This window comes from Mycobacterium sp. D16Q16 (genome assembly GCF_002013745.1).
Taxonomy (GTDB): domain Bacteria; phylum Actinomycetota; class Actinomycetes; order Mycobacteriales; family Mycobacteriaceae; genus Mycobacterium.
Genome location: NZ_MAEY01000016.1, coordinates 18,952 through 39,815, shown reverse-complemented (window position 1 = coordinate 39,815; position 20,864 = coordinate 18,952). Strand labels below are relative to the sequence as shown.

Annotated in this window: 28 protein-coding genes; 21 read left to right on the top strand and 7 right to left on the bottom strand. The window is 64.9% G+C overall.

All coding sequences use genetic code 11. From position 1 onward, the window contains the following. The first annotated feature begins 71 nt into the window (after nucleotides 1-71). From B4394_RS17590 to B4394_RS17565, 6 genes are all read left to right on the top strand, one after another. Nucleotides 72-410 (top strand): P-II family nitrogen regulator, encoded by a 339-nt coding sequence (locus tag B4394_RS17590; protein WP_078287524.1) that lies wholly within the window; start codon nucleotides 72-74, stop codon nucleotides 408-410. A 36-nt stretch (nucleotides 411-446) separates the two neighbouring features. Further along, a complete protein-coding gene (locus B4394_RS17585; protein WP_078315808.1) occupies nucleotides 447-2,825 on the top strand; it encodes a [protein-PII] uridylyltransferase in 2,379 nt (792 codons plus the stop codon). Nucleotides 2,826-2,901: 76 nt separating this feature from the next. After that, nucleotides 2,902-3,375: a limonene-1,2-epoxide hydrolase family protein gene (locus B4394_RS17580; protein WP_078315807.1), complete on the top strand. Its 474-nt coding sequence runs from the start codon at nucleotides 2,902-2,904 to the stop codon at nucleotides 3,373-3,375. An 87-nt stretch (nucleotides 3,376-3,462) separates the two neighbouring features. Then, nucleotides 3,463-5,025, top strand: a complete 1,563-nt coding sequence (ffh, locus tag B4394_RS17575) for a signal recognition particle protein (protein WP_078311123.1) — start codon at nucleotides 3,463-3,465, stop codon at nucleotides 5,023-5,025. A gap of 4 nt (nucleotides 5,026-5,029) precedes the next feature. Further along, nucleotides 5,030-6,097, top strand: coding sequence for an amidohydrolase family protein (locus B4394_RS17570; RefSeq protein ID WP_078311122.1), 1,068 nt, complete (start codon nucleotides 5,030-5,032; stop codon nucleotides 6,095-6,097). Between the two features lie 9 nt (nucleotides 6,098-6,106). Further along, nucleotides 6,107-6,361, top strand: coding sequence for a hypothetical protein (locus B4394_RS17565; RefSeq protein ID WP_078311121.1), 255 nt, complete (start codon nucleotides 6,107-6,109; stop codon nucleotides 6,359-6,361). Here B4394_RS17565 and B4394_RS17560 read toward each other — a convergent pair. After that, on the bottom strand, nucleotides 6,358-7,233 hold the full coding sequence (locus tag B4394_RS17560; protein ID WP_139360274.1) for a D-alanyl-D-alanine carboxypeptidase family protein: 876 nt from the start codon (nucleotides 7,231-7,233) through the stop codon (nucleotides 6,358-6,360). The two genes, B4394_RS17565 and B4394_RS17560, sit on opposite strands and share 4 nt — an antisense overlap. Nucleotides 7,234-7,297: 64 nt before the next feature. Between B4394_RS17560 and B4394_RS17555 the strand changes: the two genes are divergently transcribed. Further along, nucleotides 7,298-8,317, top strand: a complete 1,020-nt coding sequence (locus tag B4394_RS17555; RefSeq protein WP_078315811.1) for an LLM class flavin-dependent oxidoreductase — start codon at nucleotides 7,298-7,300, stop codon at nucleotides 8,315-8,317. On the opposite strand, the gene B4394_RS17550 is transcribed toward B4394_RS17555, so the two are convergent. Beyond that, entirely contained in the window at nucleotides 8,314-8,721 is a 408-nt protein-coding gene (locus B4394_RS17550) for a PaaI family thioesterase (RefSeq protein ID WP_078315810.1), read from the bottom strand. The genes B4394_RS17555 and B4394_RS17550 overlap by 4 nt on opposite strands. An 11-nt stretch (nucleotides 8,722-8,732) precedes the next feature. On the opposite strand from B4394_RS17550, the gene B4394_RS17545 reads away from it, so the two are divergent. The 5 genes from B4394_RS17545 (at nucleotide 8,733) to trmD (ending at nucleotide 11,404) form a co-directional block, all read left to right on the top strand. After that, nucleotides 8,733-9,170 (top strand): nuclear transport factor 2 family protein, encoded by a 438-nt coding sequence (locus B4394_RS17545; protein ID WP_078315806.1) that lies wholly within the window; start codon nucleotides 8,733-8,735, stop codon nucleotides 9,168-9,170. Between the two features lie 231 nt (nucleotides 9,171-9,401). Continuing rightward, complete coding sequence (gene rpsP / locus B4394_RS17540; protein ID WP_078311119.1) at nucleotides 9,402-9,887, top strand: 30S ribosomal protein S16; 486 nt, start codon at nucleotides 9,402-9,404, stop codon at nucleotides 9,885-9,887. Between the two features lie 8 nt (nucleotides 9,888-9,895). Continuing rightward, a complete protein-coding gene (locus tag B4394_RS17535) occupies nucleotides 9,896-10,138 on the top strand; it encodes an RNA-binding protein (protein WP_005081564.1) in 243 nt (80 codons plus the stop codon). Between the two features lie 5 nt (nucleotides 10,139-10,143). Then, a complete protein-coding gene (rimM, locus tag B4394_RS17530; RefSeq protein ID WP_078315805.1) occupies nucleotides 10,144-10,674 on the top strand; it encodes a ribosome maturation factor RimM in 531 nt (176 codons plus the stop codon). 10 nt (nucleotides 10,675-10,684) lie between these two features. Then, on the top strand, nucleotides 10,685-11,404 hold the full coding sequence (trmD, locus tag B4394_RS17525) for a tRNA (guanosine(37)-N1)-methyltransferase TrmD (protein ID WP_078315804.1): 720 nt from the start codon (nucleotides 10,685-10,687) through the stop codon (nucleotides 11,402-11,404). On the opposite strand, the gene B4394_RS17520 is transcribed toward trmD, so the two are convergent. Beyond that, entirely contained in the window at nucleotides 11,351-12,256 is a 906-nt protein-coding gene (locus tag B4394_RS17520) for a serine hydrolase (protein ID WP_078311167.1), read from the bottom strand. The two genes, trmD and B4394_RS17520, sit on opposite strands and share 54 nt — an antisense overlap. Before the next feature lie 282 nt (nucleotides 12,257-12,538). Here B4394_RS17520 and rplS point away from each other — a divergent pair, with 282 nt between their 5' ends. From rplS to B4394_RS17500, 4 genes are read left to right on the top strand one after another with little or no spacing between them, the layout of a single operon-like run. After that, nucleotides 12,539-12,880, top strand: coding sequence for a 50S ribosomal protein L19 (gene rplS / locus B4394_RS17515; protein ID WP_078311116.1), 342 nt, complete (start codon nucleotides 12,539-12,541; stop codon nucleotides 12,878-12,880). Nucleotides 12,881-12,896: 16 nt separating this feature from the next. Beyond that, the gene (gene lepB / locus B4394_RS17510) at nucleotides 12,897-13,775 is read left to right on the top strand and encodes a signal peptidase I (RefSeq protein WP_078311115.1); all 879 of its coding nucleotides are present in this window, start codon (nucleotides 12,897-12,899) and stop codon (nucleotides 13,773-13,775) included. 10 nt (nucleotides 13,776-13,785) lie between these two features. Beyond that, nucleotides 13,786-14,457, top strand: coding sequence for a ribonuclease HII (locus B4394_RS17505; protein WP_078311114.1), 672 nt, complete (start codon nucleotides 13,786-13,788; stop codon nucleotides 14,455-14,457). A gap of 10 nt (nucleotides 14,458-14,467) precedes the next feature. Continuing rightward, the gene (locus B4394_RS17500) at nucleotides 14,468-14,773 is read left to right on the top strand and encodes a DUF2469 domain-containing protein (RefSeq protein WP_005056986.1); all 306 of its coding nucleotides are present in this window, start codon (nucleotides 14,468-14,470) and stop codon (nucleotides 14,771-14,773) included. 32 nt (nucleotides 14,774-14,805) lie between these two features. Here the strand turns inward: B4394_RS17500 and B4394_RS17495 are convergent, their stop codons facing one another. Genes B4394_RS17495 through mbp1 form a run of 4 tightly spaced genes read right to left on the bottom strand, consistent with a single transcriptional unit; the run spans nucleotide 14,806 to nucleotide 16,173 of the window. Further along, nucleotides 14,806-15,228, bottom strand: a complete 423-nt coding sequence (locus B4394_RS17495) for a hypothetical protein (protein ID WP_078311113.1) — start codon at nucleotides 15,226-15,228, stop codon at nucleotides 14,806-14,808. Between the two features lie 13 nt (nucleotides 15,229-15,241). Then, nucleotides 15,242-15,529, bottom strand: coding sequence for a hypothetical protein (locus B4394_RS17490; protein ID WP_078311112.1), 288 nt, complete (start codon nucleotides 15,527-15,529; stop codon nucleotides 15,242-15,244). A gap of 41 nt (nucleotides 15,530-15,570) precedes the next feature. Continuing rightward, on the bottom strand, nucleotides 15,571-15,876 hold the full coding sequence (locus B4394_RS17485) for a GlsB/YeaQ/YmgE family stress response membrane protein (RefSeq protein WP_078311111.1): 306 nt from the start codon (nucleotides 15,874-15,876) through the stop codon (nucleotides 15,571-15,573). Nucleotides 15,877-15,930: 54 nt separating this feature from the next. After that, entirely contained in the window at nucleotides 15,931-16,173 is a 243-nt protein-coding gene (mbp1, locus tag B4394_RS17480; protein WP_078287541.1) for a microaggregate-binding protein 1, read from the bottom strand. Between the two features lie 187 nt (nucleotides 16,174-16,360). On the opposite strand from mbp1, the gene B4394_RS17475 reads away from it, so the two are divergent. From B4394_RS17475 to dprA, 5 genes are all read left to right on the top strand, one after another. Beyond that, nucleotides 16,361-17,113 carry a TetR/AcrR family transcriptional regulator gene (locus B4394_RS17475; RefSeq protein WP_078311110.1) on the top strand — a complete coding sequence of 251 codons (753 nt, stop codon included), beginning with the start codon at nucleotides 16,361-16,363 and terminating at the stop codon, nucleotides 17,111-17,113. A gap of 128 nt (nucleotides 17,114-17,241) precedes the next feature. Then, nucleotides 17,242-17,499, top strand: coding sequence for a hypothetical protein (locus B4394_RS17470; protein ID WP_286142103.1), 258 nt, complete (start codon nucleotides 17,242-17,244; stop codon nucleotides 17,497-17,499). A 348-nt stretch (nucleotides 17,500-17,847) separates the two neighbouring features. Continuing rightward, entirely contained in the window at nucleotides 17,848-18,207 is a 360-nt protein-coding gene (locus B4394_RS17465) for a YraN family protein (protein ID WP_078311109.1), read from the top strand. 1 nt (nucleotide 18,208) lies between these two features. Then, entirely contained in the window at nucleotides 18,209-19,708 is a 1,500-nt protein-coding gene (locus B4394_RS17460; protein ID WP_078311108.1) for a YifB family Mg chelatase-like AAA ATPase, read from the top strand. Next, nucleotides 19,705-20,847: a DNA-processing protein DprA gene (gene dprA, locus B4394_RS17455; RefSeq protein ID WP_078315803.1), complete on the top strand. Its 1,143-nt coding sequence runs from the start codon at nucleotides 19,705-19,707 to the stop codon at nucleotides 20,845-20,847. The genes B4394_RS17460 and dprA overlap by 4 nt, the downstream gene beginning before the upstream one ends. Nucleotides 20,848-20,864 lie beyond the last annotated feature (17 nt).

Below are 20,864 nucleotides of genomic sequence, written 5' to 3'. Positions count from 1 at the left end.
TACGACTTTGTCGCACTGGGAAGTGGTTCGGTCATCGGCCGCCACAGCAGCGGCAGGGAGGAATGAGGGACATGAAGCTGGTCACCGCGATCGTCAAACCGTTCACGCTGGAAGATGTCAAGACTGGTCTGGAACAGGCCGGCATCCTCGGCATGACGGTCAGCGAGGTGCAGGGCTACGGCCGGCAGAAGGGCCACACCGAGGTGTACCGCGGCGCTGAATACTCGGTCGACTTCGTGCCGAAGGTTCGCGTCGAGGTCGTGGTGGACGACAGCGCCGTCGACAAGGTCGTCGAGGTCATCGTGACCGCCGCACGCACCGGCAAGATCGGCGACGGCAAGGTATGGGTGAGCCCGGTTGACTCGGTGGTGCGGGTGCGCACCGGCGAGCGGGGGACCGACGCTCTGTAGGGCTTGGGCCCTCTAACCGCTTAGGACGGTAATCACATGGGCGCCGCAACGGACCTCGTGGCCGCCAGGGCGCAGCTGCTCGGTGAGAGCGGCCGGCTCAACGCCGGTGCGATTCGGGAGGCGATGACCGACCTCAATGAGCTGTGGCTGACAGCCAAGGCCGCCGAGGTCGGCATTACCGACTCCAGTGGATTCGCCATCGTGGCACTCGGCGGTCTGGGTCGACGCGAGATGCTGCCGCACTCGGATCTGGATTTGGTACTCCTGCACGACGAGAACATCGCGCCGCAGACTCTCGGCGAGGTCGCCGACGGGCTGTGGTATCCGTTGTGGGACGCCAATATTCGACTCGATCACAGTGTCCGGACGGTTGCGGACACCTTGCATGTCGCCGGGCAGGAGATGTCGGCGGCGCTGTCGCTGCTCGATGCCAGGCACATCGCCGGGGACGCGCAGCTGTCCAGCCTGATGATCGGCGGAGTGCGCCAGCAATGGCGTTCGCAGATCCGGACTCGTCTCGACGAGCTGATCGAATACACGCAAGCGCGATGGCGGCGCAGCGGTGAGATCGCACACCGGGCCGAACCCGATCTGAAGTCCGGCCGCGGTGGTCTGCGTGATGTTCAGCTCTTGCGCGCGTTGGCCATTGCTCAGCTCACCGACAGTGGTCTGGCGAAGTCATTCGACGGCGCGCATTCGGTCATTCTGGATGTTCGCACCGAATTGCATCGAGTCGCCGGGCGAGAGCGCGATCAGCTGCTGGCTCAATTCGCCGACGAAATCGGTGCGGCGCTGCGCGTTGGCGATCGCTTCGACCTGGCCAGGATGCTGTCCGACGCGGCCCGCACCATCAGTTACTCGGTGGATGTCGGACTGCGCGCGGCCGCCAATGCAATTCCCCGACGGGGTATTTCAGTGCTCCGGCGCACAGTCCGACGTCCGATCGACGAAGGCGTGGTAGAGCATGCCGGAGAGGTGGTGCTGGCCCGTGACGCCCGCCCGGAACGGGACCCGTCGCTGATCTTGCGTGTGGCAGCGGCATCGGCGACCACCGGTCTGCCGATTTCCGCGTCCACGTTGGGTCGTCTTGCCGAATCCGCTCCGGAGCTTCGCGCGCCCTGGCCCCGAGAGGCGCTCAAAGATCTGCTGGTGCTGCTGGAGGCCGGTCGTCATGCGGTGGCCACCATCGAGGCGCTGGACCGAACTGGATTGTGGGGCAGGCTGTTTCCAGAATGGGGCCCGGTGCGAGACCTGCCGCCGCGCGACATCGTGCACATCTGGACCGTGGACAGGCATCTGGTCGAGACGGTCGCGCAGGCGAGCGCGTTCACCACCAGAGTCTCTCGGCCCGATCTACTGATTCTCGGTGCGCTGGTGCACGACATCGGCAAGGGCCGCGGCGGTGATCACAGTGTCGTCGGCGCTGACCTGGCCGTGCAGATTGGCACCCGACTGGGTCTGTGGCCCTCCGATGTGGAGCTGCTGTCCAAGATCGTGCGCTATCACCTGTTGCTGCCCAACACCGCGACGCGGCGTGACCTCGCCGACCCGGAAACCATTGACACCGTGGTCAACACGCTCGGCGGTGATCTCCTGCTCCTGGAGCTGCTGCAACAGCTCGCCGAGGCGGACTCGCTGGCTACCGGCCCCGGGGTGTGGGGCGATTGGAAGTCGTCGCTGATCGGGGAATTGGTGCGCAAATGCCGGATGGTGATGCGCGGTGAACAGCTTCCCGAACCCGATCCCATTGACCCGGAACTGCTTTCGTTGGCAGCCGACGGGGGAGTGCAGGTACGGCTGGTGCCCGCGGGATCGCCCCACATGTACACCGTGAGCATGATCGCGCCCGATCAGCGCGGGCTGCTCTCCAAGGCCGCCGGGGTGCTGTCGCTGAACTCCTTGCGCGTGTTCTCGGCCTCGGTGGCGAGTCATGCCGGGTCGGCCATCAACACCTTCGAGGTGTCGCCACGGTTCGGTTCACCTCCGGCGGCCGGGCTGCTGCGTCAGCAGCTGATCTCGGCTCTGGATGGCGATACCGACATCATCGCGGCACTCGACGAGCGCGAACGCGAATCCGCGCAGTTCGGAAGCGGCCTGGTCGGGGATGCGACACCTGCTGTCCCCACCAATTACGCGCCCGCGCCGCCCCGCATCCGCTGGTTCGAGCCTGCCGGGAATGCCGACCAACAGATTGTGGAGATCCGCACCTCTGACGCGCCGGGGCTGCTGGCGCGCATCACCGCGACCCTGGAGCGGCACGGCGTGGATATCGCGTGGGCCAGGGTCAACACGCTGGGTTCCTCGGTGGTCGACACATTCTGTCTGAGCACCGGGCCTGAGCAGGCGGTACTGGAGGCCGCCATCGCCTCGGTGCTACCGGCGGCGGCACCCGAGCCGAAGAGGGCGGCCAGCTAGCGCGTACAAGCGATGTGGCAGTGGTTGGCAGCGCTGCGGGTAGCGATGGCAGCAGGTCACGGGCGATCGTCGGGGCATGGCATTTCTTGAGGACCGAACGAGCGGGGCGCACCCGGCGAACGTCCACCCGCGTGTGGAGCTTGTGAAAGACGCCTTCGCCACGATGGCGGCCCTGGATCTTGACGGCTATCTGAAGTTCTTCTCGGACGATGTCGAGCACGTGCTCGCACCCGTCCCGAAGATCAAGGGCAAGGAGAACCTCAGACCTGCCTTGGCGCGGGGCTTCCAGGCGTGCGTCTCCGGACTCACCGTGTCCCCGCTCAGCGTCGTGGAACAGGGCGACGAGGTGATCAGTGACCGCATCGACATCGCCAAACTTGGCCCCCTATGGGTCCGGTTTCGGGTCAAAGCCACTATGAGATTTGTCGATGACAAAGTCGTCTTCTGGCGGGACAGCATCGACTACCCGAGCCTCATCGGGTGGAGCCTGCGCGGTCTCGCCGGCACTCTCATTCCGCGACTGCGCCCGCAACCTCCAGTCACCGGGTGACAGCGGAATCGGCGGGCGAGGTCGAGCTGATCCCGATTGCCCGCCACGACGGAGGCACAAAAGGGGCAGCCAGCTAGGCTGGTCGACGTGTTTGAATCGCTGTCTGACCGGTTGACCGATGCCCTTGCTGGCCTACGGGGCAAGGGACGTCTGTCCGACGCCGATATCGACGCGACCTGCCGGACCATCCGGCTGGCGCTGCTGGAAGCCGATGTCGCGCTGCCCGTCGTGCGCACCTTCATCGGGCGCATCAAGGAACGTGCCAAGGGAGCCGAGGTTTCCGGCGCGCTGAACCCGGCGCAGCAGGTCGTCAAGATCGTCAACGAGGAGCTGATCGGCATCCTCGGTGGGGAAACCCGTCAGCTGGCCTTCGCCAAGACCCCGCCGACCGTCGTTATGCTCGCCGGCTTGCAGGGTGCCGGTAAGACCACCCTCGCCGGCAAGCTCGCGAAATGGCTTAAGGGGCAAGGACATACCCCGCTTCTCGTGGCCTGCGACCTGCAGCGCCCCGGCGCGGTGAACCAGCTGCAGGTGGTCGGTGAGCGTGCCGGAGTCTCCGTCTACGCGCCGCATCCGGGTGCCGCACCCGGTGGGCTGGAGGTCGGCTCATTGGTCGGCGATCCGGTCGCGGTGGCCCGTGACGGTCTCGCCCATGCCAAGGCTCAGCACTTCGACGTGGTGCTCGTCGACACCGCGGGCCGTCTCGGTATCGACGCCGAACTGATGGACCAGGCGGCCCGCATCCGTGACGCCGTCGACCCCGACGAGGTGCTCTTCGTCCTCGACGCCATGATCGGTCAGGACGCGGTGAGCACCGCCGAGGCCTTCCGCGCGGGTGTCGGATTCACGGGTGTGGTCCTGACCAAGCTCGACGGCGATGCTCGCGGTGGTGCCGCGCTTTCGGTGCGTGAGATCACCGGCACCCCGATTTTGTTCGCGTCGACCGGCGAAAAGCTGGAGGACTTCGACGTCTTCCACCCCGACCGGATGGCAAGCCGCATCCTGGGCATGGGCGACCTGCTGTCCCTCATTGAGCAGGCCGAACAGCATTTCGATGCCGAACAGTCCCTGGCCGCTGCCGAGAAGATCACCTCGGGAGAGCTGACGCTCGAGGACTTTCTGGAGCAGATGCTCGCGATCCGCAAGATGGGACCCATCGGCAACTTGTTGGGCATGCTGCCCGGCGCCGGGCAGATGAAGGACGCGTTGGCCGCCGTCGACGACAAGCAGCTGGACAGGGTGCAGGCCATCATTCGCGGGATGACACCCGCCGAACGATCCGACCCGAAGATCATCAATGCCTCGCGGCGACTGCGCATCGCCAACGGTTCCGGAGTCGCAGTCTCAGAGGTCAATCAGCTTGTGGACCGCTTCTTCGAGGCGCGCAAGATGATGGCGTCGATGGCGGGCCGGATGGGTATGGGCGCCATCAGTCGCAAGAGCAACCGCAAGGGCGGCAAGAACACCAAAAAGGGCAAGAAGGGTTCACGGGGTCCCACACAGCCGAAGATCCGGGGTGGATTCCCGGGGATGCCCCCGGGGATGCCGGCCGGATTCCCCGATCTCTCCGGGATGCCGGAGGGGCTCGGCGAATTGCCGCCAGGTCTGGCCGATATCGATATCTCGAAGCTGAAGTTCCCCAAGAACTGAGCCGATGCGCGTGCACCTGCGGGGCCGAACTCTTCCGTCTGAAGAGCCGATCGATCTGTGGGTGCGTGACGGCGTCATCAGCCGCGAACCGATCGCGGGTGCCGACACCCTCTTCGACGGCGGGTGGCTGCTGCCCGGACTTGTCGACGCGCACTGTCACGTCGGTGTCGGGCCGCACGGTCCGACCTCGCTGGAAGAAGCGGTCGCGCAGGCCGAAGCCGAGCGCGAGGTGGGCGCACTGCTGTTGCGCGACGCCGGATCCCCGGTGGACACCCGCGGTTTCGACGAGCGAGAAGACCTGCCGCGCATCATCCGCGCGGGCAAGCACCTAGCCAGGCCCAAGCGCTACATCCCCGGATTGCCCATCGATATCGAGGACGAATCGCAGCTTCCGGAAGCTGTGGCCCTGCAAGCGCGTTGGGGCGATGGCTGGGTGAAGTTGGTGGGGGACTGGATCGATCGCTCCGTCGGCGACCTGGCACCACTGTGGTCGGACCAGATTCTCGAACAGGCCATTGAGGCCGCGCATGCCCAAGGTGCGCGGGTCACCGCGCACGTCTTCGGCGAGGACGCGCTGCCGGGCTTGATTCGCGCCGGGATCGACTGCATCGAGCACGGCACCGGCCTCACCGATGACACCATCGCCTTGATGGTCGAGCACGGCACCGCGCTCGTTCCGACCGTCATCAACATCGAGAACTTCCCGGGAATCGCCGACTCCGCGGCGAAGTACCCGGTCTACGCCCAACACATGCGCGACCTGTACGCGGGCCTGCATACGACCTTCGGGAACGCCTATGACGCCGGAGTACCGATCTACGCGGGCACCGATGCTGGCGGCGGGATCGCGCACGGGCGCATCTCCGATGAGGTCGCCGCGCTCACCCGCATTGGCATGGACCCCACCGATGCGCTGGGTGCGGCGTGCTGGCGCGCGCGGGATTGGCTGGGGCGGCCGGGACTTGAGCATGGCGCACCCGCCGACGTCGTCGGATATCACGAAGACCCGCGCACCGGTCCGCACGTGCTGTCGCGGCCTGATCTCGTCGTGCTGCGCGGTCAGATTCGCTAGAGTTCGGCCATGCGAACGGTGGGGGTTTTGGTGAGCATGTTGGTTCTATCAGTCGCGATTCCGGCCACTGCTCACGCCGACACCCTCTGCGGGGACTTCAACACGATGGATGACGCCGGAAAGTTGGCGGCGGTTCAGGAGGCGGCCGCGGGCGGCAATGCGGTGGCCCAGATCTCACCCAAGGACGCCGTCGCGCTGGCAATTGCCATGTGCCGGGTGCGCGTGGGCGAAACAGTGCTTCAGGTGCTCAATTCCAAGGCTTAAAGCGAACCGACGGTGACCTGACCGTCGTTGGCGAAGCCCCAGTCGAACAGGCTCGTGGCCTGATCCCAATACGTCGGCCCGCCCTCGTGCACCAGGCCGTACATCATCGACACCACAAGGCGCTTGCCGTCGCGCTCAGCGGCCACGACATAGGTCTTGCGAGCCATATCCGTGAAACCGGTCTTGCCGCCGATCACTCCCGGATAGCGGTACATCAGCTCGTTCTGATTGTGCAGCCCGCGCCCCGGGAAGGGTGCGCCCGGCTGTGCGGTGATCCCGGCGAACACCGGATTGGCCAGTGCCGCACGGAATATGACGGCTAGATCGTGGGGGCTTGATCGCATGTCCATGCCGGGTGCATCCAGACCCGACGGCGAGTCGGTGTGGGTGGATGTCGCACCCAGGGCCGCGGCCTTGGCGTTCATCTTGTCGACGGTGGCCTGTCGTCCGCCGAGCAGGTGCGCCAGGGTGTTGGCCGCATCATTGCCGGACTCCAACAGTGCCGCGTCGAGCAGCTCGCGCGCGGTGTAGGTCTGGCCCGCCTTGATGCCCACGCAGTTGCATTCGGCTTTCGCGTCCGCGGCATCGGCGACCACGGTGGCATCCAGCGGCACCTCGTCGAGAGCCACCAGGGCCAGCAGCACCTTGATGGTGCTCGCGGGGGGATGTACGGCGTAGGGGTCGCGTGCGGCAAGGATCTGACCGGAGTCCAGGTCCGCCACCAACCATGCCTGCGCCGGACCCTCCGGCGGCGGTGCCGCCGTATCGGCGCGCGCGACACCGGGGATCACGAGCATGAGGAGCAGGGCGCTGAGCACCGCGAATACTCGGAAGCGGCGAGGCCGCGGCAGGGAAGACATCGGCTCCGACACTAGCGCGGCGGGTATCGGGAACATAACCGGACTGCGGTCCGTTTATGCGGTCATGACGAATCAAGTGCAGTTTGGTTTGGACACTTTCGCCGATGTCCCTGAAGGCATGAGCAATCCGGAAGCCATCCGCGCCGTGGTCGAGGAGGGGGTGCGCGCGGACCAGGTCGGCGTTGACATCTTCGCCATCGGGGAGCATCACCGCAGCGAGTTCGTGGGGGAGTCCCCGGAGATGATGCTGGCCGCGATCGCCGCCCGTACCGAGCGGATCACCCTCGCGACCGCCGTTACGGTGCTCAGCACCGACGACCCGGTGCGCGTGTATCAGCGGTTCGCGACCCTCGACGGAATCTCCGGCGGCCGGGCCGAGGTAGTGCTCGGTCGTGGGTCGTTCACCGACTCCTTCCCGTTGTTCGGATACGACTTGAAGGACTATGAGGAACTCTTCGAGGAGAAGTTCGATCTGATGGCGAAGCTGCTGCCCGGAGATCCGGTGACATGGTCGGGGCAGCTGCGTTCCGGGCTGGACAACGTCGAGGTCTATCCCAAGACAGCCGACGGCCTGCGCGCCTGGGTCGGAGTGGGCGGCTCGCCGGATTCGGTGGTCCGTAGCGTGCGGTACCGCATTCCGATGATCCTGGCGATCATCGGCGGCAACCCCATGCGGTTCGAGCCGTACGTGGACCTCTACCGTCGGGCGCAACGCGAACTCGGTGTCACCGAGCCGATGCCGCTGGGCATTCATAGTCCGGGGCATATCGCCGAATCCGACGAGGAGGCGATCGCGCAGTACTGGCCGGGATTCAGGGAGCTGCGCACCACGATTGGGCGCGAGCGCGGCTGGCCAGCCCCGCGCTACGAGGAGTACCTGGCCGAGGTGAAGTCCGGCTCGCTATATGTCGGTTCACCCGACACCGTGGCGGCCAAGATCACCAAGACCATTCGCGGCCTCGGCGCGGACAGGTTCAGCCTGGTGTATCAGGCGTCCCAGCCGGGGCTGGGCATGCAGAACGTGGAGTTGTACGGCACCGAGGTCATCCCGCGGGTACGGGAGCTGCTGGCCCGCCACGAGATTGGAGTCGCCTAAGCGAAGTTGTAGGTAGCCAAGGCCTTTGCCACCACCTGACCGGTGGAATCGGAGACCGTCACCTCGATGTTCGATAGCCGCTTACCGCGGCGGACCACCTGGCCCACCGCGGTAAGGTCGGCGGCTTCGGCTGCGGACACGTAGTTCACGGTCAATGAAGCCGTTGAGCCACCGAACTTTTCGGGTACCGCGTCGTCGGCCCAGGCCGCGGCCATGGCGGCGGTGTCGGCGAGGGTGGCGATCGCGCCGCCGTGCACCGTGTGGCCCATGGTGGCCAGTTCAGGTTTGAACGGCATGCCCAGCACCGCGCGATCGTTGCCGATCTCGGTCAGGGCGATTCCCAGATGCTGACACAGCGGAGAGTTCGGGACGAATTGCGTGATGATTTCGGTTCGAGTGGGCATGCTCACAAGCTATGACATCCGCGTGGACCCTCGACGAAGTTTCCGACCGCCTGCAGATCCAACAGCTCCTGGTCGATTACGCGACCGCCATTGACACTCGTCAGTTCGACGACCTGGACGAGGTGTTCACGAACGACGCGTACATCGACTATCGCGCCATGGGCGGTGTCGACGGCGAGTATCCGGACGTCAAGGCATGGTTGGCGCAGGTGCTGCCGGCATTTCCGATGTACGCGCACATGCTGGGAAACGTCTCGATCCACTTCGATGACGAGGAGCGGAGCGCGGCGACCGTGCGCAGCCTGTGTTTCAACCCGATGGTGCCGGGCGGTGACACCGAACAGGTGCTTTTCCTGGGACTTTGGTATGACGATGCCGTGGTGCGGACCCGCCATGGCTGGCGGCTGACGCGTCGTGTCGAGACGAAGTGTTTCAACCGGCTGGTCTAGCAGCCACAAACCCGTCGACACGCCGTGTTTGGTGCGGGCTTCTCGGACGATGCGTCGAAAACCGTAGTTTCGGTGTGATTTGGGCTGGTAGGCCATGCTCTGGCACAATGACCCGGTCCGCGAATTGGCTAAGGCCACCAGCGGTCAGACCCACGCGAGGCAAAACCGGATCGTGCATGTCCGCACGTGTCGCCGAATTGCCGCGTGATACCTCAAGGAGAAGTTGTAGTCATGGCTGTCAAGATCAAGCTCACCCGCCTCGGGAAGATCCGCAACCCGCAGTACCGCATCCAGGTCGCCGATGCGCGCACCCGCCGTGAAGGCCGCGCCATCGAGGTGATCGGCCGGTACCACCCCAAGGAAGAGCCCAGCCTCATCGAGATCGACTCCGAGCGCGCGCAGCACTGGCTGTCCGTGGGCGCGCAGCCGACCGATCCGGTGTTGGCCCTGCTGAAGATCACCGGTGACTGGCAGAAGTTCAAGGGCCTCCCCGGCGCCGAGGGCACCCTGAAGGTCAAGGAGCCCAAGCCCAGCAAGCTGGAGCTGTTCAACGCCGCCCTGGCCGAGGCCGACGGTGCCCCCACGGGTGAGGCCATTCAGCAGAAAAAGAAGAAGGCCCCCAAGAAGGACGAGAAGGCTGAGGCCGCCGATGCCGAGGCTCCGGCCGCGGAAGCCGCCGAGGCTCCTGCCGAATCTGCTGACGCCGCAAGCGAATAGGACCTCGGATGAGTTCTGTCGTGGTCGACGCCGTCGAGCATCTGGTACGAGGAATCGTCGACAACCCCGACGATGTCCGCGTTGACCTGGTGACGAATCGTCGCGGCCGCACGGTAGAGGTTCACGTCCACCCCGACGATCTCGGAAAGGTGATCGGTCGGGGCGGGCGTACCGCCACCGCGCTGCGCACCCTGGTCGCGGGTGTGGGTGGCCGCGGCATCCGGGTCGACGTGGTGGATACAGACCGGTAGCTCCGATGGAGCTTGTGGTCGGGCGTATCGCCAAGGCGCACGGCGTCACCGGCGAATTGGCGGTAGAGATCCGCACCGACGATCCGGATGAACGTTTCGCTGCCGGTTCGGTGCTGAATGGTCGGCTGCCCCGTGGTGGCGGCAGCCGTGAGTTCGTCGTCGAATCGGTGCGTGAGCACAGCGGACGGCTGCTGATCAGATTTACCGGGATATCCGATCGTGACGCGGCAGATGCGTTGCGTGGCACCCTTTTCACGGTTGAGGCCGGTGAGCTTCCTCCCCTTCAAGATCCCGACGAGTTCTACGACCATCAGCTCGAGGGGCTTACGGTGCGGACTCAGGACGGCACCGCCATCGGGACCGTTTCCGAGGTATTGCACACCCCCGGTGGTGAGCTCCTTTCGGTGAAGCCCCCGAGCAGTGACCGGCAGGCCGAGATTCTCGTGCCGTTTGTCTCTGTCATCGTCACGTCGATCTCGCTGGCGGACAAGGTGATCGAGATCGACCCGCCAGAAGGCCTGTTGGACCTGTCGTGAGAACCCTGGCATGAAGATAGACGTCATCACGATCTTCCCGGACTATCTGCAGCCAGTACGGCAGTCCTTGCCGGGCAAGGCCATTGATGCGGGGCTGGTTGACGTCGCCGTGCACGATCTGCGGCGCTGGACACGCGACGTACACAAGTCGGTCGATGATTCGCCCTACGGCGGCGGGCCCGGCATGGTGATGAAGCCGACGGTCTGGGGTGATGCCCTGGATGAGATCTGCACACCGGAAACGCTTTTGGTGGTGCCGACGCCCGCCGGGTATCCCTTCACGCAGGAGACTGCCCGTCACTGGTCCACCGAAGACCATCTGGTGATCGCGTGTGGACGCTACGAGGGAATCGATCAGCGCGTTGCCGACGACGCCGCGACCCGGATGCGGGTGCGCGAGGTGTCGATCGGCGATTATGTGCTCAATGGCGGGGAGTCCGCGGCGCTGGTAATCATCGAGGCGGTACTGCGGCTGGTTCCCGGAGTGCTGGGCAATGCACTTTCCGCGCAAGAAGATTCACACTCTGACGGGCTTTTAGAGGGGCCGTCTTACACCAGGCCGCCGAGTTGGCGGGGGATCGATGTACCGCAGGTGCTGTTCTCTGGTGACCACGCCAAGATTGCGGCGTGGCGGGCCGAGCAGTCACGTCAGCGGACCGCGCAGCGGCGCCCGGACCTACTCGGTTTCGATTCGTCCGCCGGGGAACATGGCGGCGACGGCCTGAGTTAGCGTGTTGCGCGCCGTCGCATCGTTGGCGGTCTGCAGGGATGACACCACCACGATGAATCGCCGGTCGGGGCCCACGACCCCCGTCGAAAGATGCATCCACGCGGACCCGACACAGCACATCCAGCCCTGCTTCACCGCGACGGGCTCACCGGGAATGCCGTCCGGGATCCCGAAGCGCTGGGGATAGCCGTCGATGCCGTTGGGCGTTGAGCGGGCAAGGTCGTCCATGATGATGTTCGCGCGCTCGGGAGGCAGGCCCCCCGCGCCGGAGAGCAGCATGTCGTAGTACTGCACCAGGTCGTTAGCGGTGCTGATGGTGTTCCACCACATGCCGTCGGAGGGCACGTTGGTGGAGGCGAGCCCATATCGCGCGGCGACGCGGGTGATGATCGAGTTGCCGCCCCCGCGCTGCCAGAAGATCTCGGCGGCGCTGTCATCGGAGGACTGCAACATCCGGTCAAACGAGATGCGATCCGAGGGGGTCAGGGTGACCTCGCCCGTCGATTCCCTCATCAGCAGATCGTCGGCGATGAACAGTTTTGCCACCGAGGCGATGGCAATGGTGCTGTTGTTGCCGTTGGAGACCACGGCTCCCGAGGCGCGATCCTTGATCACCGCGGTCAGCACGGCGCCGGCGCTCTTGGCCTGGGCGGTTGCTGCGGTGGTGCGCTCGGGCAGGGTCTCGAAAGAAGGGGGACTCTCCACCGCGAAGACCGGTGCCGGTTCGGCCGGAGCGCTCACGACCGCCAGCACGGGGGTAGCTGGATCGCTGCGTACCGATGCCACACATCCCGAGGTCAGCGTGGTCACTGCGGTGAGCGTCAAGCCCACGAACAGGTGCTGGCCGCGCATCACGTAGACCCCCTCTGCGGTCAGACTCCGATTTTGTTACCGATGTGGCAGATGTTCCGGTCACGGTAGCTTACTAGTACTGTCTGGATAGTCGCTGCCCAAGGGGTGCCCGGGTGGGCGATTTCACTGGAAGGGCCCCTGTCTGGCACAATTGACTAGCTGTCTGCTGCCGCTTGGCCACAAACCAGACAGAACCAAGCAACTACTGATCGGCCGAGGTGCATACCCCGTATGCGACCCGGCCGCGCGATTGAGTCGAGAGACCAAGAGGGAAGTACACCGATGAACACGTTGGACTTTGTCGATCAGGCGTCGCTGCGCCAGGATGTGCCTGATTTCCGTCCCGGCGACACCGTCAACGTGCACGTCAAGGTGATCGAGGGCTCCAAGGAGCGCATCCAGGTCTTCAAGGGTGCCGTGCTGCGGCGCTCCGGTGGTGGCGTGAGCGCCACCTTCACCGTCCGCAAGGAGAGCTACGGCGTCGGCGTCGAGCGCACCTTCCCGGTGCACTCCCCGAACATCGACCACGTCGAGATCGTCACCCGCGGTGCGGTTCGTCGCGCCAAGCTGTACTACCTGCGCGAGCTGCGTGGCAAGAAGGCCAAGATCAAGGAGAAGCGCTGACCGAGTCGGCGCTTTCATGACAGCACCGGTGTCAGGGGAATCAGGACCGTCTGAGTCGTCCGCGCAGACCACCGCCGATACTCCCGAAGCCGAATCAGCCGCTGAGGCGTCATCCGCAGCATCGTCGAAGGACGAAGACAGCGGCTCGGGCATGCTCAAAGAGGTCGGCGTTCTGCTGCTGATCGCTCTGGTGCTCTACTGCATCACGCAGAACTTCATCGCCCGTCCGTATCTCATTCCGTCGGAGTCGATGGAGCCGACCTTGCACGGCTGCCGTGGTTGCACCGGCGACCGGATCATGGTCGACAAGGTGGTGTTCCGATTCTCGGATCCCGAGCCTGGTGATGTTGTGGTGTTCAAGGGGCCGCCCGAGTGGAACGGCAACTACCGGTCGATCCGGTCAGACAACACCGCCGTCCGATACCTGCAGAACGCCCTGTCCTTCATCGGCGTGGTACCCCCCGACGAGAACGACCTGGTGAAACGTGTCATCGCGACCGGTGGGCAGACCGTGGAATGCCGCTGGGACACGGGCCTGACGGTCGATGGCAAGAAGCTGAACGAGCCGTATCTGGATCCGGAGACCATTGGTCCCGGCAGCGACATTGATCCCACCAACGCTTGCTGGAGTTTCCAGTTCGGCCCCGTCAAAGTGCCGGAGGGCAAGCTGTGGATGATGGGGGACAACCGGACGCACAGCGGCGACTCGCGCGCGCACTGCCAGAGCCTCGAACGGGATGCCAGGCCAGGGATGGACGAGCGTCAGAGGGTCTACTGCACCGGCGATCCGAACATCGGCACGGTGCCCGTGGATAACGTCATTGGCAAGGCGCGATTTATCGCATGGCCACCCGGACGGTGGGGCGGCGTCGCATCGGTGAATCCCCAGACGTAGCCCTAGCGGTATGACTACCAGCTGGCCCCCACGCACGGTGATTCGCAAGGCATCCGGATTGCGCACCCTCGAATTGACACTCGACAGAGTGGGTTTGGGCCCGGTTGCCGGTGTTGACGAGGCGGGGCGCGGGGCCTGCGCGGGACCGTTGGTGATCGCCGCGTGCGTGCTGGGCTCAAACCAGCGGAAAAGCCTTGCCGCGCTCAATGACTCGAAGAAACTCAGTGAGAAGATGCGCGAGACATTGTTTCCCCTCATCTGCCGGTATGCCGAGGCGTATCACGTGGTGTCGGTGCCGGCCGAAGAGGTGGATCGTATTGGGGTGCACGTGGCCAACATTGAGGGAATGCGACGTGCGGTCGCGGGTCTGGGTCTCAGGCCGGGATACGTGCTGACTGACGGATTCCGGGTGCCGGGGCTGCCGGTACCCTCGCTGCCCGTGATCGGGGGTGACGCCTCGGCGGCCTGTATCGCCGCGGCCAGCGTGTTGGCAAAGGTCAGCCGCGATCGGGTGATGGTGGCCATGGATTCCGATCATCCGGGGTACGGATTCGCGGTGCACAAGGGCTACAGCACGGCCGTCCATACCGAGGCGTTGCGGCGTCTGGGACCGTCAGTTCAGCATCGACAGTCGTTCGTGAACGTGCGCAATGCGGCGCAAGGAAGTTCACAGGGGGGATAATGGAAAGTCTATGAGCGCCGAAGACCTCGAAAAGTATGAAACCGAGATGGAACTCTCGCTGTATCGCGAGTACAAGGACATCGTCGGGCAGTTCAGCTACGTGGTGGAGACCGAGCGACGGTTTTACCTGGCCAATAGCGTCGAGGTGATTCCACGGAACACCGACTCCGAGGTGTACTTCGAGCTACGGCTTTCTGACGCCTGGGTGTGGGACCTGTTCCGGCCGGCGCGCTTCGTCAAACACGTGCGCGTGATCACCTTCAAGGACGTCAACATCGAAGAGGTGGACAAGCCAGAGCTGCGCCTGCCGGAGTAAATCTCCGACAGGCGCAGCTGGGCCGTACTGCTTTACGGGATGCTGACGCAACCCACGTTGTCGACGCATCCGCCGCCGCCACCTGGGCCGCCGTGGCCTCCGCCGACGCCGGGGATGTTGCCCCCGCCGCCCTCGGGCCCGCCGCCTCCGGTCGGGCCGCCGGGGATGCTCCCGCTCCCGCCACCGGGTCCGCCGCCTCCGGTCGGGCCGCCGGGGATGGCGCCGGATCCGCCCTCAGGACCACCGCTACCGGTCGGGCCGGGCGCCGGGGTGCCGTCCGGTGCGCCGCTGGGCGCAGGAACGGTCGTCGTCGTGGTGGTTGTGGTTGTTGTGGTCGTCGCGCTGGTGCTTGTCGGGCCACTGTCGGTGCTGGTGCCGCACCCGGTCAGTGCCGCGCCAATAACGATGGCGAATCCGGCAAAAACCTTGGTGGCCTTGACTGTTGGCGTTCTCATGTGATGCTCCCGGTTAGAGGTGTGGGGCTTCTTTGATCTTGCTGTTCTCGTTGCCCAACGTCTTGCAATAGGCCAAGGCGGAGTTCCGTGCTGCCGTGGACTGCAGACCACTGGGGTCTTGTTGGTTCTCGTCCTTCAGCATCTTGATGACGGCCTCGTTCTGGGTGGCCTCGTCCTGGGTGAGGTATTCCTTGCACGTGGTGTCGCCACCCTGATTGATCACACTGGAACAGCCCGCCAGCGAGATGGCCGCGGCCAAACCGGCGGCCACCGCGAGTTTCTTCGAAATGGACGGAATCACTGGGGCCCCTTCTGTTGTGGACTGCCGGAATCTGTTGTCACTCATCGCCGGCCGCTGACGAGGCGCACGAGGAACAAGAGAATGCATGCGCCCGCCAGCGCGGTGACGAATGTCAGAACCCAGCCGAAGCCATAGGTGCCGATATCGAGCAGGTTCAGGAGGAATCCGCCTAACAGCCCGCCCACAATCCCGACCACGATGTTGAGCAGGAGCCCTTGCTGACCGTCGGTGCCCATGATCTTGCTGGCCACCCATCCGGCGATTCCGCCGATGACGATCCATCCGATCCAGCCGATGCCAAAGCCAAGGTGGGCTGCCGCAACATCAGCGGCCATAGGTGAAATCATGTGTGGTTTCCTGATTCTCGTGGGAGTTGGGGCGGGCTGCTACGGCGATCTGTGCTACTTCTCGGCGTCTTCGCGGGCCTGATGCACGGCAGCCTCGGCGCGGGCCTTTTCTGCCTCGGCTTCCTTGGCGGCTACCTCACGCTGAGCCTCGGCCTTGTCCTGCTGTGCCTGGCCTTCGCGCTCCAGCGACTCATCGTCGGTGAGCTTGCCGAAGGCCTCCTTGGCCTTGCCCTTGACGTCCTCGACGACGCCCTTGATGCCGGCCTCGATACCGCTGTCCCTGTTGTCATCGCTCATGTGTCGCTCCTTATCAGTGCGTGTGCGGTGCAACCGCTCGATGTCACCTCGTAGTGAGGCGATGAATCCACCGTAGCAAGGGTTGTGTACTACGTAAACTACCTCGTAAACAAACAGGTGCTGGCCAGGTGTTTAGCTGGCAGAGGTACCGTCGTGTGGACGGCGAAGCCGCCACGGGGACGTCGTCATGGCCCGAGCCCAGAAATGCACAGTGGGAGTGACGGACGCAGTGGAAGAGACGGAAAACCAAACAAGTGCAGGTAACCCCGAGGGTCGCCGGCCACGATCGCTGACTCGTGCCGAGATCCTCGATACCGCGATCGGGCTGGTGGACCGTGACGGGTTAGATCAGCTGACCATGCGGCGGCTGGGTGCCGCCTGCGGTGTCGAGGCGATGGCCCTGTACCGCCACGTCCACGGTCGCCAGGACCTGCTTGGCGGAATTGTCGACCACTTGGTCGAGAAACTCTACGATGACCAACTCGCCGCGCGCCGGCAGGAAGATGGTTGGCAGGACTATCTCGTCAGACTTGCGCACGGAGTGCGAGCGATTGCGATCGAGCATCCGCATCTGTTCCCGACGTTGGCGACTCGGCCGCCGGAGGCTCCGTGGGTCCGGCCGCCACTGCGGAGCATGAAGTGGATGGAGACCTTCCTGGACACACTGATCTCCTACGGTTTTGATGATCGCGGTGCAGTGACCGCCTATCGCGCGTACACCACATTCCTCCTGGGCCAGCTTCTGTTGGAGGTCTCTGCACGCGGAGTCTCGTTGAGCCCGGTCGAGGACGAGCTACCAGACAAGACTCTGCGGAGTTTGTCGAACTATCCGAACCTGCAACGGATGCAGAAGCAGCTCAGCGAGGACCACAGCGCGACAGAGTTCGAAGAGGCACTCGAATCGCTGCTCGATCGGCTCGAGGGCAACGCACCGCGTTAGGTGGTGGCGGCATCTCCTTGCTGATATCTGTCTAGACCTGACAGATATCGGCCACTGTGATCGGAATTACTCTTCAGCGGAACATCGTTCGAGTTGCGAACGTGGTGCGCGTAGCCCATTCTCTGCCGATGGGTATTTTGCTGATGCGGGCGGCGGCGATGATCGCGCCGATGATTGTCGTTGCCCTGCCAGTGGCCTCGCCAGGTGTAGCCGTGGCTGAGCCGCAGGCGCACTGTGTGCCGTCGAAGTCGAGTGGCGCCGTCTGCACCGCGCGGGACGATGTCGAGATCAAGTCGGCTCCCAACTCGAAGGACCTGCCGGGGCCCGCGTCGGGCGCGATTGGCAAGGTTGCGCCCGTGGTTCATCCGGTCAAGATGTGGAACTAGTGCGCTGACCGCGCTAGCGCAGCAGGTGCTCGACCACGCGCTGGACGTATTGCACACATTGGTCATCCGTCGAGATCGCGCTTCTCACCGCGGGCGCGCTGGCGGACGCTGACATCGCCAGCCAGACGGGTAGAACTGTTCAGGCAGTCGCGGCGCAGCGCCGGCGCCTTCGCCAGAGGCGCGCGATCCGGCTCGGGTTATACCCCACGGTCGCAGTACCCCGGACGTGAACCTCGGTAGGAATCACCCACGCCCGGGGGCTGTGGATCGATGCTGGAATGTGGATAACACTCGTCGGCGGAACATCTCGGCTGAACATGTGTCGGTACCTGTGCGGATGGTGGCGACATGACAACCAGCACACGCGCACAGATCGGTAGCCGCGGAGAGGATCTCGCCGCCGATTACCTGAGAGAAGACGGGTTCGCGATCCTCGATCGCAATTGGCGATGCCGGTACGGGGAGCTCGACATCATCGCGGCCGACGGTGAAGTGTTGGTCTTTGTCGAGGTGAAGACTCGAACGGGCCGCGCGTTCGGAACGCCTGCGGAGGCGGTGACACATACCAAGCTGCGTAGATTACGGCGGCTCGCGGGCATCTGGCTGGCTGCCCAGGACGGGTTATGGCCGTCCGTGCGTATTGATGTCATCGAAATCCGATTGGGCAGCCCTGTTCCGGAGATCACCCACATTCACGGGGTGAGCTGAGATGGCCTTGGGAAGAGCGTATTCCGTCGCGGTCAAAGCGGTAACCGGCCAGACCGTGGAGATCGAGGCCGATATCAGCGCAGGGCTTCCCGGAGTGCACCTGGTCGGACTGCCCGACGCCGCCCTGCAGGAGTCCCGTGACCGCGTGCGCGCGGCGATCACCAACTGCGGGTTCGCCTGGCCGGCATCGCGTCTCACCTTGGCTCTATCACCCGCGACGCTGCCGAAGATGGGCTCGGTGTATGACCTGGCGCTCGCCACCGCCGTGTTGTCGGCCAGTAGGGCGATCCCACCGACAAGGTTGGAAAAGACCCTGCTCCTAGGGGAGTTGGCTCTCGACGGGCGGGTGCGCCCGATCCGCGGTGTGCTCCCGGCGGTGCTGGCGGCCAAACGTGACGGGTGGCCCACCGTGGTGGTACCCAAGGCGAATCTGGGGGAGGCGGGGTTGGTCGACGGTATCGAGGTGTTGGGTGCCCAGACCCTGCGGCAACTGACGGCCTGGTTGTGCGCCGACGGTGAGTTGGATCCGGTGGTGCAGTTGGACGTGGGATGCGAGAACGATATTCCGGATATGGCAGATGTGGTCGGGCATGCCGATGCGCGATTCGCGGTCGAGGTGGCGGCGGCGGGCGCACATCACCTCATGCTGACCGGACCGCCAGGAATCGGTAAAACCATGCTGGCGCAACGCCTGCCGGGTCTGCTGCCGCCCCTGACCGATGGCGAGGCACTGGAAGTAACGGCCATCCACTCGGTCGCGGGCCTGTTGACGGCCCAGCAGCCGTTGATCACCCAACCACCATTCGTCGCGCCCCACCATACGTCGAGTGTCGCCGCGCTCGTCGGTGGTGGCTCCGGTACGGCCAAACCTGGCGCGGTAAGCCGAGCACATCGTGGCGTGCTGTTCCTCGACGAATGTGCCGAGCTCTCGACCCCTGCGCTGGAGGCGTTGCGTACGCCATTGGAGGATGGGGAGATTCGGTTGGCACGGCGTGACGGTGTTGTCACGTACCCGGCTCGATTTCAGTTGGTGCTTGCGGCAAACCCGTGCCCATGTGCGCCGGCGAATCCACGGGATTGCACGTGTCCCTCTCAGCTGCGTCGTCGGTACCTCGGCAAGTTGTCGGGACCACTTCTTGACCGGGTAGATCTTCGGGTAAGGATGCATCCGGTCAGTCAAACCGCTCTCAACGAGGCCACTGAGGGCACGGCGCTTGTGCGTGAGCGCGTGGTGCTGGCCCGCGAACGGGCAGCGCGGCGATGGTCGGAGTACGGATTTCGCGTCAACGCCGATGCTCCTGGGCCGCTGTTGCGCAAGGAGTTCCGCCCATCGCGGACGGTCATGGAGCCGCTGCGTAACGCCATGGAGCGGGGGCTCATCAGTGTTCGGGCTCTGGATCGTTGTCTACGGGTCGCGTGGACTCTCGCAGACCTCGCCGGGCGGGATCTCCCGGGCGCTGAGGATGTGAAGCTCGCGTTGACCTTCCGTGACAAGCGATGAGCGGCGACCCGGCCGACTGGGCCTACTTGTCACGCGTGACTGAGGCGCCCAGTGCGGAACTCGAGGCCATGGTGTCGGTGTTCGGCGCACATGAGACCGCCGAGCGCGTCCGGCGCTTGGACGTACCGGATCGGGTGCGGACCATCGTGCATGCCCGGCACCTCATAGACCGCAGCCGCGAGGATCTGCAGATCTTGTATCGCCTTGGCGGACGCCTGGTGACACCCGATGATCCGGAATGGCCGGGGTGGCAGTTCCAGAGTTTCGCCATGATCGACACGAAGCGGATGCCGAGTGGGCGAGCACCGCTTGCACTCTGGGTGGTCGGTGAGCATTCCCTGTCAGAGGTGACGTCCCGGGCCGCGGCACTCGTCGGTACGCGCGCCTGCACGGGCTATGGCGAACATGTGACGGCCGAACTCGCAACGGGTTTGGTGGCGCGTGACGTAGCAGTGGTCTCCGGCGGCGCGTTTGGGATCGACGGTGTCGCGCATCGAGCGGCACTGGCCTGCGAGGGCATCACGATCGCCGTGCTCGCGGGAGGTGTGGACGTACCCTATCCGGCCGGTCACTCGGGGCTGCTCTACCGAATCGCCCGCCACGGACTGGTGATCAGCGAGTACCCGCCAGGCGTGCGGCCCGCGCGATACCGATTTCTCACCCGAAATCGGTTGGTGGCAGCGCTCTCCGGCGCGACGGTGGTGGTGGAGGCGGGTATCCGCAGCGGAGCTGCCAACACCGCCGCCTGGGCGCGCGGGCTGGGCCGGCTTGTTGGTGCGGTGCCCGGCCCGATCACCTCGGTTGCGTCGGCGGGTACCCATATTGAGATAGCCGAACGCGGCGCGCGACTCATTGGCTGTGCCCAGGATGTGATCGAGTTGGCAGGTCGATTGGGCGAGTTCGCACCCGGGCTCGAAAGGCCCACCAACGTCGTCGACGAGCTCGGCGAGGACGAGAAGCGTGTCTACGAGGCACTGCCCGGTCGTGGTAGCGCCTCAATTCAACAGCTGGTCGTCGAATCGGGGTTGAGTACCTGCCGAGTGCAGGGCGCGTTGGCGATCCTGGAGCTTGAGCAGTTGGTGGAAGACGCGGGCGGTGACTGGAAGGTCGCTCGCCGTCGCCGGTTGCGGCAGGTCTGAGGCCAAGGGAGGCGCTA

What these genes read in the sequence shown, in the direction of transcription:
- B4394_RS17565 (WP_078311121.1), top strand. Translation starts at nt 6,107, where the DNA reads ATGCGAACGGTGGGGGTTTTGGTGAGCATGTTGGTTCTATCAGTCGCG.
- B4394_RS17535 (WP_005081564.1), top strand. Translation starts at nt 9,896, where the DNA reads ATGAGTTCTGTCGTGGTCGACGCCGTCGAGCATCTGGTACGAGGAATC.
- B4394_RS17475 (WP_078311110.1), top strand. Translation starts at nt 16,361, where the DNA reads ATGGCCCGAGCCCAGAAATGCACAGTGGGAGTGACGGACGCAGTGGAA.
- B4394_RS17570 (WP_078311122.1), top strand. Translation starts at nt 5,030, where the DNA reads ATGCGCGTGCACCTGCGGGGCCGAACTCTTCCGTCTGAAGAGCCGATC.
- rpsP (WP_078311119.1), top strand. Translation starts at nt 9,402, where the DNA reads ATGGCTGTCAAGATCAAGCTCACCCGCCTCGGGAAGATCCGCAACCCG.
- B4394_RS17505 (WP_078311114.1), top strand. Translation starts at nt 13,786, where the DNA reads ATGACTACCAGCTGGCCCCCACGCACGGTGATTCGCAAGGCATCCGGA.
- B4394_RS17500 (WP_005056986.1), top strand. Translation starts at nt 14,468, where the DNA reads ATGAGCGCCGAAGACCTCGAAAAGTATGAAACCGAGATGGAACTCTCG.
- B4394_RS17585 (WP_078315808.1), top strand. Translation starts at nt 447, where the DNA reads ATGGGCGCCGCAACGGACCTCGTGGCCGCCAGGGCGCAGCTGCTCGGT.
- mbp1 (WP_078287541.1), bottom strand. Translation starts at nt 16,173, where the DNA reads ATGAGCGATGACAACAGGGACAGCGGTATCGAGGCCGGCATCAAGGGC.
- B4394_RS17470 (WP_286142103.1), top strand. Translation starts at nt 17,242, where the DNA reads ATGGGTATTTTGCTGATGCGGGCGGCGGCGATGATCGCGCCGATGATT.
- B4394_RS17590 (WP_078287524.1), top strand. Translation starts at nt 72, where the DNA reads ATGAAGCTGGTCACCGCGATCGTCAAACCGTTCACGCTGGAAGATGTC.
- rplS (WP_078311116.1), top strand. Translation starts at nt 12,539, where the DNA reads ATGAACACGTTGGACTTTGTCGATCAGGCGTCGCTGCGCCAGGATGTG.
- lepB (WP_078311115.1), top strand. Translation starts at nt 12,897, where the DNA reads ATGACAGCACCGGTGTCAGGGGAATCAGGACCGTCTGAGTCGTCCGCG.
- B4394_RS17550 (WP_078315810.1), bottom strand. Translation starts at nt 8,721, where the DNA reads ATGCCCACTCGAACCGAAATCATCACGCAATTCGTCCCGAACTCTCCG.
- B4394_RS17545 (WP_078315806.1), top strand. Translation starts at nt 8,733, where the DNA reads ATGACATCCGCGTGGACCCTCGACGAAGTTTCCGACCGCCTGCAGATC.
- B4394_RS17495 (WP_078311113.1), bottom strand. Translation starts at nt 15,228, where the DNA reads ATGAGAACGCCAACAGTCAAGGCCACCAAGGTTTTTGCCGGATTCGCC.
- B4394_RS17460 (WP_078311108.1), top strand. Translation starts at nt 18,209, where the DNA reads ATGGCCTTGGGAAGAGCGTATTCCGTCGCGGTCAAAGCGGTAACCGGC.
- B4394_RS17580 (WP_078315807.1), top strand. Translation starts at nt 2,902, where the DNA reads ATGGCATTTCTTGAGGACCGAACGAGCGGGGCGCACCCGGCGAACGTC.
- B4394_RS17465 (WP_078311109.1), top strand. Translation starts at nt 17,848, where the DNA reads ATGACAACCAGCACACGCGCACAGATCGGTAGCCGCGGAGAGGATCTC.
- B4394_RS17485 (WP_078311111.1), bottom strand. Translation starts at nt 15,876, where the DNA reads ATGATTTCACCTATGGCCGCTGATGTTGCGGCAGCCCACCTTGGCTTT.
- dprA (WP_078315803.1), top strand. Translation starts at nt 19,705, where the DNA reads ATGAGCGGCGACCCGGCCGACTGGGCCTACTTGTCACGCGTGACTGAG.
- rimM (WP_078315805.1), top strand. Translation starts at nt 10,144, where the DNA reads ATGGAGCTTGTGGTCGGGCGTATCGCCAAGGCGCACGGCGTCACCGGC.
- B4394_RS17520 (WP_078311167.1), bottom strand. Translation starts at nt 12,256, where the DNA reads ATGCGCGGCCAGCACCTGTTCGTGGGCTTGACGCTCACCGCAGTGACC.
- trmD (WP_078315804.1), top strand. Translation starts at nt 10,685, where the DNA reads ATGAAGATAGACGTCATCACGATCTTCCCGGACTATCTGCAGCCAGTA.